The 14,448-nt window shown below is 37.5% G+C and carries 12 protein-coding genes and 1 pseudogene; 5 read left to right on the top strand and 8 right to left on the bottom strand.

Annotated features, from left to right (window positions below):
- From AC1DDX_RS01740 to AC1DDX_RS01730, 3 genes are all read left to right on the top strand, one after another.
- Nucleotides 1–1,083 (top strand): RNA-guided endonuclease InsQ/TnpB family protein, encoded by a 1,083-nt coding sequence (locus tag AC1DDX_RS01740; protein ID WP_288884282.1) that lies wholly within the window; start codon nt 1–3, stop codon nt 1,081–1,083.
- A 116-nt stretch (nt 1,084–1,199) separates the two neighbouring features.
- Nucleotides 1,200–1,544: a hypothetical protein gene (locus tag AC1DDX_RS01735; protein ID WP_288884283.1), complete on the top strand. Its 345-nt coding sequence runs from the start codon at nt 1,200–1,202 to the stop codon at nt 1,542–1,544.
- A 124-nt stretch (nt 1,545–1,668) separates the two neighbouring features.
- Complete coding sequence (locus AC1DDX_RS01730) at nt 1,669–3,990, top strand: TonB-dependent receptor (RefSeq protein ID WP_337717293.1); 2,322 nt, start codon at nt 1,669–1,671, stop codon at nt 3,988–3,990.
- A 65-nt stretch (nt 3,991–4,055) separates the two neighbouring features.
- Here the strand turns inward: AC1DDX_RS01730 and hutH are convergent, their stop codons facing one another.
- The gene (gene hutH / locus AC1DDX_RS01725) at nt 4,056–5,546 is read right to left on the bottom strand and encodes a histidine ammonia-lyase (protein WP_288884364.1); all 1,491 of its coding nucleotides are present in this window, start codon (nt 5,544–5,546) and stop codon (nt 4,056–4,058) included.
- Between the two features lie 88 nt (nt 5,547–5,634).
- On the opposite strand from hutH, the gene AC1DDX_RS01720 reads away from it, so the two are divergent.
- Nucleotides 5,635–6,624, top strand: coding sequence for an alpha/beta fold hydrolase (locus AC1DDX_RS01720; RefSeq protein WP_288884365.1), 990 nt, complete (start codon nt 5,635–5,637; stop codon nt 6,622–6,624).
- Here the strand turns inward: AC1DDX_RS01720 and AC1DDX_RS01715 are convergent.
- Together AC1DDX_RS01715 and AC1DDX_RS01710 are read right to left on the bottom strand one after the other, a co-directional pair.
- Nucleotides 6,619–7,398 (bottom strand): M90 family metallopeptidase, encoded by a 780-nt coding sequence (locus AC1DDX_RS01715; RefSeq protein ID WP_288884366.1) that lies wholly within the window; start codon nt 7,396–7,398, stop codon nt 6,619–6,621. The genes AC1DDX_RS01720 and AC1DDX_RS01715 overlap by 6 nt on opposite strands.
- Before the next feature lie 3 nt (nt 7,399–7,401).
- Entirely contained in the window at nt 7,402–8,415 is a 1,014-nt protein-coding gene (locus tag AC1DDX_RS01710; protein WP_288884367.1) for a Gfo/Idh/MocA family oxidoreductase, read from the bottom strand.
- A gap of 134 nt (nt 8,416–8,549) precedes the next feature.
- Between AC1DDX_RS01710 and AC1DDX_RS01705 the strand changes: the two genes are divergently transcribed.
- Entirely contained in the window at nt 8,550–8,894 is a 345-nt protein-coding gene (locus tag AC1DDX_RS01705) for a hypothetical protein (RefSeq protein ID WP_048907844.1), read from the top strand.
- Nucleotides 8,895–8,972: 78 nt separating this feature from the next.
- Here the strand turns inward: AC1DDX_RS01705 and AC1DDX_RS01700 are convergent, their stop codons facing one another.
- The 5 genes and pseudogenes from AC1DDX_RS01700 to AC1DDX_RS01680 form a co-directional block, all read right to left on the bottom strand.
- Nucleotides 8,973–9,653: a YiaD family glycine zipper/OmpA-like lipoprotein gene (locus tag AC1DDX_RS01700; RefSeq protein ID WP_099440429.1), complete on the bottom strand. Its 681-nt coding sequence runs from the start codon at nt 9,651–9,653 to the stop codon at nt 8,973–8,975.
- Between the two features lie 169 nt (nt 9,654–9,822).
- Entirely contained in the window at nt 9,823–10,521 is a 699-nt protein-coding gene (locus tag AC1DDX_RS01695; RefSeq protein WP_172661828.1) for an ABC transporter ATP-binding protein, read from the bottom strand.
- A 2-nt stretch (nt 10,522–10,523) separates the two neighbouring features.
- Nucleotides 10,524–11,996 (bottom strand): DUF5687 family protein, encoded by a 1,473-nt coding sequence (locus AC1DDX_RS01690; protein WP_172661827.1) that lies wholly within the window; start codon nt 11,994–11,996, stop codon nt 10,524–10,526.
- A gap of 1 nt (nt 11,997) precedes the next feature.
- Nucleotides 11,998–13,160: pseudogene (locus tag AC1DDX_RS01685) on the bottom strand (replication-associated recombination protein A).
- A gap of 46 nt (nt 13,161–13,206) precedes the next feature.
- The gene (locus tag AC1DDX_RS01680; protein ID WP_172661825.1) at nt 13,207–14,439 is read right to left on the bottom strand and encodes a DEAD/DEAH box helicase; all 1,233 of its coding nucleotides are present in this window, start codon (nt 14,437–14,439) and stop codon (nt 13,207–13,209) included.
- Nucleotides 14,440–14,448 lie beyond the last annotated feature (9 nt).

Raw genomic sequence — 14,448 nt, 5'->3', positions numbered from 1 at the left:
TTGAAAATAAAATTGCTTCCAACTGCTGAACAAACCGAGTTGCTTCTGGAAACCTTTCGGGAAGCAAACCTTGCTTGCAATGCGATTTCTGAGGTCGCTTGGGAAAAGCGTATTTTCAATAAATTCAAACTCCATTACCAGCTTTACGATTCTTACAAAGGTAAATTTGGGCTTTCTTCCCAAATGCTTGTACGCGCATTTACAAAAGTTGCCCATGCTTATAAATTGGATAAGAAAACCAAACGCGCTTTTAAAACAATGGGAAGCATTACTTATGATGCGCGTATCATGACATACAAGCAGGATCATGTGGTCTCTTTGTGGTGCATAGGTGGTCGTCAAAACATTCGCTTTATTTGTCACAACCCCGATTATATTCCATACCTCAAAGGTGAAGCTGATTTGGTTTATAAAAAAGGCAAATTCTTTCTTTATCAAACCCTGGACATTCCAGAACCAGCTGCACAGGATATATCGGGATTTATCGGTGTTGATTTTGGATTGACCGATATAGCCGTTACCTCTGATGGCGGTAAACACTCCGCTGACTGGATGAATCAATACAGAGAAAAAAGACAAAAGGTTCGTAGTTCTGTTCAACGCAAAGGCACACGCAACTCCAAAAAGTTGAGCAAACGGCTTAGTGGCAAGGAACGAACTACATCTGCTATAATCAACCACACCATTTCCAAATCGATTGTAAAATCCGCTAAGGATCAAAGAAAAGGAATTGCTATTGAAAACCTGACGAACATCCGATTTAGTTCTAAACCGAGAAATAAAAAGTTTAGAACAAAACTTGGTCGTTGGTCTTTTGCACAGCTTCGTTCTTTTCTGGAATACAAATGTCGTTTGAATGCTGTTAAGCTGGTCGTTGTAGAACCTGGATACACTTCTCAAACCTGTAATTACTGTAGATACATTGGTAAAAGAACCAATAAGGTTTTTAAGTGTACAAATAAAAATTGCAAAGTGGATGTGATCGATGCGGACTTTAATGCTGCTCAAAACATTGCTTTGCTTGGGGTTGCTGTAAATCTGCCCGAAAGATACGATAGGTATAGTTGTACTGTACATTATTGATGTCTAAAGCCCAATCCATCACAAAGTGCGGTTGGGTAGTTTACAATAGCAGTCATATAAAGGCAATGTTACCAGACAAATGTATATAATTATATAGAATTGGTTAAGTTTGGTTTTTGAAATTGAAAGAAAAGGTTTTACATATCAATAAAGCTATCTCGATCGTTTTGTTAATGGTCTTTTCCATTGCACTTACGCCATTTAGCATTCTTCATAGTCATCATGAGGAGGAGACACAATGTGCAAAAAATGGAGAGACCTGTAAACATCAATTTCACGTGCGCACGCATGCTGATACTTGTTTAATATGTGCGGCTCATTTCGAAAAAGACTACATCACCACTCACTCTCATTACACTTTATATCAGGTTAGCAAATCTGGTTTAAAACCTGTAGAGGCAATCAGCAATTCTTATGCTGACTTAATCCGTTTAGGGTTAAGAGGCCCACCGATAGCTTAATATTTCTTTAATTTATTACTTGTCATGACGCTGCATGGATTTTGTGCGTTGCATCATRATTTTATACACTCAATTGAAGCCGACTTGAACATTCAGGGAGGTTTGTAATCATATAATTATATTCATGAAAAAGATACAATTTTTAATAGTTGTACTACTATATACGTTTTTCTCTGCAACTGGTTTTGCTGCTGAATTAATAGAATTGAAAGGTAAAGTTGTGGATGCAGAAACCCAACAACCGTTACCAGGGGCATCGATTTTAATTCCAGACCTTCGGGTTTCTGTTATGACGAATGAATCGGGTGAATTTACCTTAAAAAATGTACCCGCTCGCGGAAGCTTCCTTGTACAGATTAGATATGTAGGTTATCAAACAATAACCCAAATTGTCGACTTTAAGAATGTAGGGTCGATGGAATTTGCCTTAAAGTCAAGCGTAATAGAGGGGCGGGAGGTAGTTATAACAGGATCGGCAAATAGTTCCGATAACAAAAAAAATAGCACCTCTATAGCAACCGTAAGCAAGGCTGATTTGCTGTATCGTCCTTCAACCAACTTAATAGATGCTATATCTCGTACACCTGGCGTATCTCAAATCACAACTGGAGCTGGAATATCAAAGCCGGTTATCCGTGGCTTAAGCTACAATAGGGTAGTTACACTAAATAATGGTGTTAAACAACAAGGACAGCAATGGGGAGATGAGCACGGAATTGAAATTGATCAATACAGTGCAGACAGGGTTGAAGTATTAAAGGGCCCGGCAAGTTTAATGTATGGATCTGACGCTTTAGGTGGGGTTATTAATATCCTTGATGCGCTACCGGCTCCAGAAGGGACCATAAAAGGAGAGTTTTTAACGAATTATGCCACCAACAATGGTTTGACGGGTAGCTCATTAATGCTTCAAGGTAACGAAAACGGATTTGTTTATAGAGCAAGGGGTTCGTATAAAAATGCTTATTCTTATCAAACACCAACAGAATATGTTCCCAACTCAGGATTTAATGAATCTAACTTTGAAGGACAGATCGGGTTAAACAAAAGATGGGGTTATGCGCATTTGGATGCATCGAGTTTCCGCACTAATATTGGGTTCTATGAACCGGCGAGAAATGAAGATGGGCAACTTGTGAACGAAGATGGAGCTCCATTTACAGATGAGCAGAATAAAGACAGGACGCTAGCATTTCCAAAACAAGATGTCCGTCATTATAAAGTTGCCTTAAACAGTAATATTTTATTAGGTGAAGGCAGTCTAAAAGCAACTTTGGGCTATCAGCACAATTTAAGAAGAGAACTGGAGGCGGCAGAGGAAGATCCCGCTTTGTTTTTAAATAGTTATACCTATAGCTATGATTTAAAATACTCTTTTAATGAAGTGAATGGCTGGGCTCCTGTAGTAGGTGCTTCGGGCGAATTCATTCATAGTTTAAATACAGGTGGACAAGAGCAGCTAATCCCAGATTTTGACAGTCAGGCATTTGGAGGGTTTGCTTTTGTTAAGAAAACATGGGACAAAAACACTTTTAACATTGGTGCCAGGTTCGATTATAGAAAAATGATCGGCAAAGATTTTCATACTGATGATGTAGATTTTGGTGCGTTTAGCAACAAATTTTCGCACATTACCGGGGCCCTTGGCTATACCCATGAATTTAATGATGCATTAAGTTTTAAGGCTAATGCCGGAAGCGCTTTTAGAGCACCAAATATTGCAGAGTTATCATCTAACGGCGTACATGAAGGAGTATTTCGTTATGAGGTAGGTAATCCAAACCTTAAGCCAGAGCAGAGTTATCAGTTTGATGCCTCTTTTGATTACGAGAACAAGTATCTAAGTGCCAGTTTAGGTGGTTTTGCAAATTATATTAATGATTATATCTATTATAATACCAGCGGGGAAACGAAAGAAGTTGATGGCAGAAATTTCCCAGTCTACAACTTTGTTCAAGATAATGCCTTTTTAAGAGGTATAGAGGCCTCCTTAACATTACATCCTGTAAGTTTTATTCACTTAGAGAATGGATTCTCCTTTACAAGAGCCACCAATCGTACTACTAAGGAATCTCTGCCCTTTATTCCTGCGGCAACTTTACGCAACGAATTGCGTTTCGAGCCAAAAATAAATGGCACCGAACATTCTTATCTTTCTGTTGGTATTGATAATTTCTTTAAACAGAGTAAAATTGACAGTTTTGAACAGCCTTCATCTGGCTACACGCTTTTAAATGCAGCAATTGGAACAACCGTTAAGTTGAGTAAAACTCAAGATATTACGGTTTATATTGCTGGTAAAAACTTGCTGGACAAAGCTTATTATGATCACTTAAGTCGATTTAAGCCTGGAAGGTTAAGTGATGAAGACCCAACTCTTGGTATCTATAATCAGGGACGAAATGTTACATTTGGAGTGAACATCCCGTTTACTTTAAAAAAGTAACCCATTGATGAGGAAAATAAGAGAGGGGCAAATATCAAATTTGCTCCTCTCTTATTTTTAAGTTATCATACTCCCTTATATACATTTAAAAACTGTACAGATTTTTGTATTTCTATGGAAAGTAGTCTGTCATTTTCATGGGCCGGAATTTCTTGCCTGAAAGCAAAAATCAACTTCTCCAGTTCAGGAGAAGTTTTAAGAGGTCTCCTGAATTCTAAAGCCTGCGCTGCGGTTAACAGCTCAATTGCAAGAATTCTTTCTAAATTATTTACAACCCTCAAGCATTTAGTTGCTGCATTTGCACCCATGCTCACATGGTCCTCTTGCCCGTTACTAGATACGATGCTATCTACGGATGCCGGTGTGCACAGTTGCTTGTTCTCGCTGGCAATGGATGCCGCAGTGTATTGCGTTATCATCAGCCCTGAATTTAACCCTGCATTTTTAACCAGAAAAGGAGGTAAGCCTCTTTGTCCGGAGATCAGTTGAAAAGTTCTTCTTTCGGAGATTGATCCAAATTCTGCTAAAGCAAGACACATAAAATCCAGCGTTAATGCCAATGGTTGCCCATGGAAGTTACCGGCAGAAATGATCCTGTCCTCATCCGGAAAAACATTCGGATTGTCTGTTACCGAGTTAATCTCCGTTTCAAAAACAGATTGTATATAATTAATGCTGTCTTTACTTGCTCCGTGGACCTGGGGTACACACCTAAACGAATAAGGATCTTGCGTTTGTTTGCCTTTTTGCTTAATCAATTCACTCCCTTCTAGCCATTTGCTAATATTAGCAGCAGTTTGAAGCTGGCCTACATGAGGCCTTATGAGATGACTAAGGTCATCAAATGGATCTATTCTGCAATCAAAACTATCAATAGAAGTAGCTGCTATGGCATCTGCCCACTTTGCAAGATGCTGCGCTTTAGAAATGCAGTAAATTCCATAGGCACTCATAAATTGAGTGCCATTTATTAGCGCAAGCCCTTCTTTCGATTGTAGAACGAGTGGCTGCCAGCCCAATGTAAGGTACAGATCAGCAGTTGCAATCTTTTCTCCTTTGTAAATTACACTACCTTCACCTATTAGTGGTAAAGCAAGGTGTGCCAGAGGAGCTAAATCTCCAGATGCACCTAAAGATCCCTGGGTATAGATTACAGGTAGAATGTCGTTGTTGTAAAAGGCTATAAGTCTTTCAACCGTAGTTAATGCTATTGCAGAATGTCCATAACTAAGCGATTGTATTTTCAGTAAAAGCATTAGCCTTACAATTTCTGCAGGAACTTCTTCTCCCGTTCCGCATGCGTGAGATAGAAGTAAGTTATGCTGTAATTGAGATAGCATTTCGGCCTCGATCTTTACATTTTGTAAATATCCAAAACCCGTATTTATTCCATATATCGGAGCGTCATTATGATTTAATTTATCGTCCAAATACTTTCTGCACTTTTCAATTTTTTCAATAGCACTGTCAGATAGTTCGATGGTTTGCTTTTCGGCGATGATTTTTGTGATCTGGGCAAGGCATAACCTTTCCTGACCTAAATAATGAATGCTCATTCTTTGTTTATATTTTAGCAAAATTATAAATAATGCTTAAGTTTAGAACTTTCACTACCTTATTATTGTTTCATTTTAAAACTAACCTATGTTAAAAACAATATCCTTATCCTTCTTTCTTTTATTCTGTGCAGCTGCCTCAGTATTTGCTCAAAAAACAGATACCATTTCCATCAACTTAGAAAATGTTAAATATGCTTATCCCGTAAAATATTTTGCCGTTAATACAGAGGGGCAAGACCTTCGCATGGCTTATATGGATATTCCTCCAACCCAACTTAATAACGGAAGAACAGTGGTGTTGTTTCATGGTAAAAACTTTGGAGGATATTACTGGACAAATGTTATAAAAGCACTCACAAGCAGAGGGTTTAGGGTTATTGTACCCGATCAGATCGGGTTTGGTAAGTCGTCAAAGGCCTTTATCCATTATAGCTTTCATCAAATGGCCAAATGGAATAAAGAGTTGTTGGATGGTTTAGGTATTACAAGAGTTAGTGTTCTGGGCCATTCTATGGGGGGCATGCTGGCTACCAGATTTGCACTAATGTATCCTGAAAAAACCGAGAAACTATTGCTTGAAAACCCTATTGGATTAGAAGATTATCGTCGTTTTATACCTTATTCGACTACCGAAGAACAATATAAAAGGGAATTAACAGCAACCGCTGAAAGCATTAGGAAATATTATCAAGGGTCTTATTTTACTGTTTGGAAAGCCGAGTATGAGGAACTAGTCCGTATTGCCGGAGGAGTAACCTATAGTGGTGATTTTCCACGGTGGGCAAAAGTTGCAGCCATGACGTATACTATGATCTATGAACAGCCTGTGGTTTATGAATTCTATAACATTAAGGTGCCAACAGTACTGTTTATTGGTAAGGAAGATAAGACCATAGTTGGAAAGGGGCTGCTTAGTCCTGATCAACAAGCTTTATACGGACAATATAAACTTTTGGGTAAACAGACTGCTGCTAAAATACCAGGTGCGAAAATTATTGAATTCGAAGCTTGTGGCCATATTCCACATATAGAAATATCTACTGAATTTAATGTAGCGCTATTGGGTAGTTTATAATGTTTTCTTTGCCGGATTCTGTAAAAATATTTTAGATAAGATGTTGTATAGTTCAGGATGTTTTACATTAAACTGTTCAGGTTTTTCAAAGAAATATTCTGAAACTACGGCAAAAAACTCTGCTTCATTGGTTATGGCATAAGGGTTAATATCTGATTTGCCATTTTCAATGCGCTGTATCTCCTCATGGATCATTTTAACCCACGGAATGGTATACTCGTGTTTTAATAAGTTCTCAGGTACTCCATCGGTTGCTCCGTCAGACTTGTCCAGCAAATGAACAAACTCATGAATTGCAGTGTTCTCTTTATCTGCACTATTTGAAAAACCTTGAAGAAGGGCAGATCTCGATAAGATCATCTGCCCGTTCATAAATCCGTTACCTACCATCCCCATAACCCTTCTTTCTCCACCTTCGTATTGAAATTCAGTATTAAAGGTGTCTGGATATAAAACTACATTGCTTAAATTATTATACTTCCAGTTGTCAAAACCAAAGACTGGAATAATGGCACTCGAAGCAATTAAAAGTTTATCTAAAACGGTAATCTCAGTTCCAACACCTTCAATTCGGACGTAGCTTAAAAACTCGGAAAGTTTCTGTTCAAATCTGGGTTTATCGTCTACTTCCAGTTGTTGATAATAATTTACATTCTTAAATAACAACTGTTTATCCCACTCGCTTAAGGTCACATAATTATGGCGGTTATCTTTTCTAAGTATAAAATAAACTACCAGAAGTAATATTGGGATAAGAATAAATAAACCTTCCATTTATTATGCTTCCAGAATTTCTAATTGAGTAATCACCTGATCTTGAGTAACCGGATAAGGAACATCATTAACAGCACTCTGATAAACTGCCTCGAATAAAGGTAGGTAGCTTCCTCTTAAAGAAGGTACTGAGTGCACCGTTTTATTTCCTTGCTCATCAATTAATGTCAATTTGCCTTCTTTTCCTTCAGGTTCAATTCCATAGGCGCTGTCAGAAAGTTTCATTCTTTTTAACAGCTGCTCTTCTTGAATATCAGTTCTTTCTTTATGTAAAGATCCTTTTTCACCATGTAATACAAAAGCTGGAAGTGGATCAACCAATAGCAAATTAGAGTGGACAAAAACATTGACACTATTTGGGTAACCTAAATGGATAGAAAAGTAATCATCAACTTTAGTATCCTTACGGTTTTTGCCTAGAATTTTATGAAATGTTTCTGGTTTTCCGAATATGCTAATTGCCTGATCTAATAGGTGCGGTCCAAGATCATACATTAATCCGCTTGCTGCTATGGGTTCCTCTTTAAAGGTTTTAGGTCCTATGGCTAATCTATATCTATCATAGCGGAAGTGAACTTCGTTCAGTTTTCCAAGCTTTCCACTTTCTATAACTTCACGTACAGCTATGTAATCACTATCCCATCTTCTGTTTTGGTAAAAGAATATTTTTTTACCCATACGGTCAGCCAATTCGAAAAGTTCCTTTGCTTCTGCTGATGTAGCAGTGAATGGTTTTTCTACTAAGATATGCTTTCCAGCACTTAGCGATTTGGTAGCATAATCAAAATGGGTATAGTTCGGCGTGTTTATAATGATAAGTTCAATAGCTTCATCAGCTATTAAGTCGTCTATTGTATTATAACTAATTACACCAGGATAATCATCCGCGGCTTGTTTTTGGTTGCGTTCAGTTACAGCATGTAATTTAAAACCTGGGTGTGCATCAACAAAAGGGGCATGAAATACCTTTCCAGACATTCCGTAGGCCATTAAGCCTGTTATAATTTTTTTTTCCATTTTAATATAAATTTCCTTTTAATCCTTCGAAGCTATTATAACCTCCGTAACATTGTGCTAAAAATAAGAAATCACTTTACTAAACGCTTAATATTATTGTAATAAAGCTTCATGTCTAATTGTATCTTTGTAATATGAAACCTGCAGAAATACATGCGAAATGGAAAATTTTGCAACAAAAGATAGCACAGGAATTTGATTCTGATGTACCTGATCTAAAAGTTATACTGTTTTTGATTGGTGTTCAGGAGTTAGGGAAAGGTCCGGGAAAATATAGTAAACGTCAAAAAGAGGAGCTAATGCATATTGCCACCTGTCGTTTATTAAGTGAAATGGGATTCTACGAGTTAGAAGGATTGGATCAGGACGGATGGCCTCATTGGAAACTTGTAAAGCCGGTTCCTTCGTTTGCAATGATGGAGCAGGAATTACTCCTTAAATCCCTTGCTATACATTATTTTGAAGATATCTACCAATAGGAAGAATATCATAAAAAGTAAAAAACCCGAAGTACATAGTACGACGGGTTTTTATTTTATAGGTAGATGTAAATGTTCTTATTTGCCTTGTTGTTGAGCTTCTTTTTTCAATTGATCGTTAGCAACGATAACAACTTCAACTCTACGGTTAGCAGCTCTTCCTTCTTCAGTTGCATTATCAGCAATTGGCTCAGAGAAACCTTTACCTAAAGTGATCAAACGTGATGAAGGAACACCTTGAGAAACTGCATACGCTTTAACAGCGGCAGCTCTTCTTTCAGATAATGCCATGTTATAGGTTTCAGTACCTTTGTTATCAGTATGACCAATAACTTTAATGTCAGTTCCAGGATATTGATTTATTGACCCAGCTAAAGATTTAATATTTGTTTTAGCCTGAGCAGTTAAATCTGATTTGTCAAAACCAAAAAGAATACCACTATCAAACTTAACGATAATACCTTCACCCTCACGGATAACTTCAGCATTTGGGATAGCATTCTGTATTTCAGCAGCTTGTTTATCCATCCTTTTACCAATAAATCCACCGGCTGTACCACCAACTGCAGCACCAATAATAGCACCTACCGCTGTATTACCCGCTTTTTTACCGATAATAGCACCAATCACACCACCCGCTGCAGCTCCAATACCTGCTCCTTTTTGTGTTTTTGTTAAACTATCGCAACCTTGAAATGCCATTGCACCAAGAGAAAGAGCGATACTAAATGTTGCTATTTTAAATTTTGAAGTAATCATAATATAATTGTTTGTTTTACTTTGAGCCTAACTCAAACCTAATGCCAGTTTTATTGTTTCATATTTTTATTGTCCTGCACCGTCAATTTTTGCAAACATAAATGTTACAAAAGGACAATGGCGTATTTTAATTTGTATGAAAGCGACCAAAATTCAGTACAACCACCTATTATTCTGAAAAATATTCTTCTAATTCTTTCAAGGTGTTTTCATCTGTAAGAAAATCTTTAATTACCAGGCCTTTTTCTAAAAGAATAATCCTGTCACAAACATCTGTAACGTGATTTAAGTCGTGACTGGATATTAGCGTTGTCATTTTGTGCTCCTGTTTCAAATTCTTAATTAATGATTTTAACCGAATTTGAGTAGTAGGGTCAAGATTAGCAAAAGGCTCATCCAATATTAACAATTCGGGGTTCTGCATAAGCGCTGCGGCAATACCAATCTTATTTTGATTGCCCTTTGAAAAATCACGAATATATTTGCCTTTATTAAGGATTTCATCATTAAAGAACTCAATGTATTGATTTAGATAATCCATTACATGGGCCGGACTAAAATTATGCAGACCTCCAATAAAAGTAAAATACTCTTCGGCAGTTAAATAATCTATCAGAAAACCCTCATCAAGATAAGATGCTGTGTAGTCTTTCCATTTATCGTGTTTTGCAACATTCTCTCCTTTGGACAGGATCTGACCTGCATTTGGGCGAATCAGATCAAGCAGCATTCGAAATAGCGTTGTTTTTCCTGCTCCGTTATTTCCTACCAGGCCGATGGTTTCTCCGGCATTGATCTGTAATTCTTCAATATTTACGACGGTTTTATTCCCGTATATCTTTTTTAGATTTGAAATTTCTAGCATCATGGTTATTCTCTAAAGCCTTCGGCAATGTTATATTTTCTTTTATTAAATTGATTCACTAAAAAGGTTACCCAGAATTCCCGGGTTAAAAGAGCAAGGACACCCAATGTTCCCAATGCAGCAAGGCCCCAATAAGGGTGATCAACAAAGAAGAAAGGCAAGAATATTACATAAGGTAGCAAGAAATAAGGTAATCCTAAAACCCACTGACTTGCGCCCACCCCCTGAAAGTTAAATGTTGCAGCTTTGGTCAGGTCTATTGCCCTATAGTTGCGAGTTGCAAAATAGAGAACTATTATAGTTCCTATGCCAATATTGTATAGATAAGCAGCAAACTGAACAGCCAAAATCTTCCAGCTGATAAACCCGTAAAGACTTATGATCAATGTGGTAAAACTGGACATTACAGTGAATAGTAAAAACTTAGCTTTAATGAATTTTCTAAAGTCAATTTTGTTAACCAATAGCCCGTCAAAATGAGCGGCCTGCCAGCCAAACATAAATTGACCGTAAATACTAATTACACTGCCAGTCATAAAAACAGCAGCAAATAGCATGGCGGCAAAATTGTCCTTCTGTAAAAAATCTTTCTTGTAAAAAAGGAAGCCATAAAAAACAAAGATCACACACATAATGAGGCTAGATCGTGTCCTTTTATGTCTAAGAATTAATTTTAGCTCTAGGGCAACTAAAGTGCCTATTTCTCCAAAACGACCAAGGATAGGGTAATCCGTACTCGTTTTTTTCTCTTCATTTTTACTTAACTCCTCTGTATATAAGTTATTACGAAGATATCTGGAGTTCACAAGAAATATCACCAGGGCAATCCCACTAAACCCTAGCGCAACTAAAGGATGTAAAGAAATCACATTAAATATGCGGTTCGATATTGCCGAAATAGAAAAAACTTTAAAATACTCTAATAGCCCCAGTGTCAAAATTGAAGCAAGCATTATAGGTATAACCTTTAAATTGGATATACTCATTCTCTTTATGTAAAGCGCTGCGTAATTATTAAAAAGTGTAAGGGAAATAATAGAAACAATATACATTATTGCTACAAGTGAACCATGCACATCGGCTATTGCGGTTACACAAAAGGGAACGAATAAGAATAACGGCAAAATATTAAAAGCAGAAAATAATGCTCTTGCATTTAAGAAGTTAACTATAGTTTGTTTTGAGATTTTTAGATGTAAATAAGGTATAATACTCAGGGTGGGTAAATCCTGTAACTGAAGCCTCATCATCATTTCGATGGCAAAATAATATAAAATAAACCCATTAAATACACCGAATATATCTTTTCCAGGGAAGGATTTTTCAATCAGAATCTCGAGGCTAAGTCCGGCAATAACTGCTACTGCAAGCAAATACAGAAGGATAAAGCCAATAAAAATTTGTGCAGCAATGGATCCCCCTTTATTCTTAGAGCGCCAAAAGGCTTTCCATTGATGATGTAGAAAAGTGATGAGCATATTAATAATTGTATTTGTTTTTCCAGTTCTGTTTTAGTTTTTCTCTTAATTTTTCCTCAGCCGGATTTTTACCGGGGTCGTATAATTTGGTTCCGCTAATTTCTTCCGGAAGGTATTCCTGAGCGGAGAAATTTCCCTCATAAGCGTGCGAATATTCATAATCTTTACCGTATCCAATATTTTTCATGAGCTTGGTTGGTGCATTCCTGATATGTAGTGGGACTGGTAAGTTACCTGTTTGTTTCACCAAAGCCTGAGCTTTATTTATCGCTTCGTAAGAAGCATTGCTTTTTACCGAAGATGCCAGATAGGTAACTGCTTGAGAGAGGATAATCCTGGCTTCTGGATACCCTATCACATTTACTGCCTGAAAGCAATTGTTTGCAAGTAGCAATGCGTTTGGATTGGCATTGCCTATGTCTTCCGATGAAAGGATTAGTAGCCTTCTGGCAATAAACAAAGGATCTTCGCCACCTTCAATCATTCTAGCCAACCAGTAAACAGCCGCATTTGGATCGCTTCCTCTTATAGATTTAATGAAAGCCGATATAATGTCGTAGTGTTGTTCACCAGCCTTATCATACAAGGCAAGATTCTGCTGAGCATGAGCCAGAACGTTTTCATTATTCAACGTTAATTTATTGCCACCAATTCCATTAACTGCAATCTCCAAAACATTTAATAACTTTCTGGCATCTCCGCCAGATAACCTGATCAATGCTTCATGCTCTTTAATGGTGATCTTCTTTTCTTTTAAAACAACATCCTTTTTAATGGCGGTCTGTAATAAACCAGAGAGCTCTTCCTCATTCAGTGCTTTTAAAATATAGACCTGGCATCTGGAAAGCAAAGCTGAGATTACCTCAAAAGAAGGGTTTTCTGTTGTGGCTCCTATTAGCGTTACCAGGCCCCGTTCAATATATCTTTTACTCCTGAGTTTATAGCACTTAGATTAAAGAATGGACGATCAAGTGTTTGAGAAATGATATATGCAAGGGTAGTTTTGCCAACACCGGGAGGACCCCAAAAAATCATTGAGGGTAATTGTCCGCTTTGTATGGCCTTTCTTAGTACAGCATCAGGCCCCACTAAATGTTTCTGGCCGACATATTCGTCCAGATTTTGCGGACGCATGCGTTCAGCTAAAGGAGGGAGGTTTTGCATAAAAGTAAAGATACAAAACCCCAGTTTAAAATATCATAGTTTTATACTATGATCCCGTGTTTTTAGCGGGCTTTTTCTTCCAGAATTTACGTTTTGGTTTGTCGTGGCGAACAGGTCTTTCCGAAGAATCAGCTGCACTTTCCAGAGGGGCTTCACCAAGATGTTCCGGTAAAGACATTCTTTCTATTTGTTTTTCAATCAATTTTTCAATGCTTGCCAGTTTACGCTTGTCCCTGTTATTAACCAGAGTAATTGCAGTACCTTTAGTTGCAGCCCTGGCAGTTCTTCCAATACGGTGTACATAGTCCTCTGCATCGTGAGGTACATCAAAATTAATTACCAGATCAATTCCTTCTACATCAATACCACGACTTAGAACATCTGTACCAATTATTATAGGCAATTGTCTGTTTTTGAATTTTAATAATATGCTTTCTCTTTCCTTCTGGCCAAGATCCGAATGAAAAGCTTCAGCTTTAAGTCCCAGGTTTCTAAAAACTTTACCCAGGTTTTTTACCTTTTCTTTTGTCGATGCAAAAACAATAATGCTCTTATACTCATCTGTTTTTAGAATAGAAGAAAGCAATGGCACTTTTTGTTCATCATGTATCAGATAAACCTGTTGCGATATCCCTTCCGCCGGCTTAGATAGGGCTATGTTAATTTGTTCAGGGTGTTTTAGCAGTGTTCCTGCCAGCTTCCTGATCTTTGGAGGCATAGTTGCAGAAAACATTACAGTTTGTCTATTTTCAGGAAGATAGCTTACAATGCGCATAATGTCATCATAAAAGCCCATATCAAGCATCCTGTCCGCTTCATCCAATACCAAATGCTGCAATTGATCCAGCTTTAAAACGCCAGATGAAAGATGAGAAATCAGACGACCAGGAGTTGCAATAATAATATCCACCCCTTCACGCATCGATCTCTTTTGCTGTTCATAGGCAATCCCATCACCACCACCATATACAGTTAAAGAGCTGATGTTTGTGAAGTAAGAAAGCGCTTCAACCTGTAAATCTATTTGTTGAGCAAGCTCACGTGTAGGAGCAAGGATCAAAGTGTTATTATGACGTTCTTCTGTTCCGGCAATCATATTCATGATTGGCAGAAGGTAGGCTCCGGTTTTTCCGGTTCCTGTTTGTGCACAGGCAATTAAATCTTTTTTGCTTAAAATTAAAGGAATTGCCTGTTGCTGAATAGGTGTGGCATCACGAAAACCCATTGCCGATAACCCTTCAAACAAATCAGGGTTAAAATTAAAATCTTTAAAATCCAATATACTTTA

Source organism: Pedobacter sp. 10L46_2 (genome assembly GCF_056395165.1).
The sequence above is the reverse complement of the archived record's forward strand: the minus strand, read 5'-3'. Positions and strand labels throughout refer to the sequence as shown.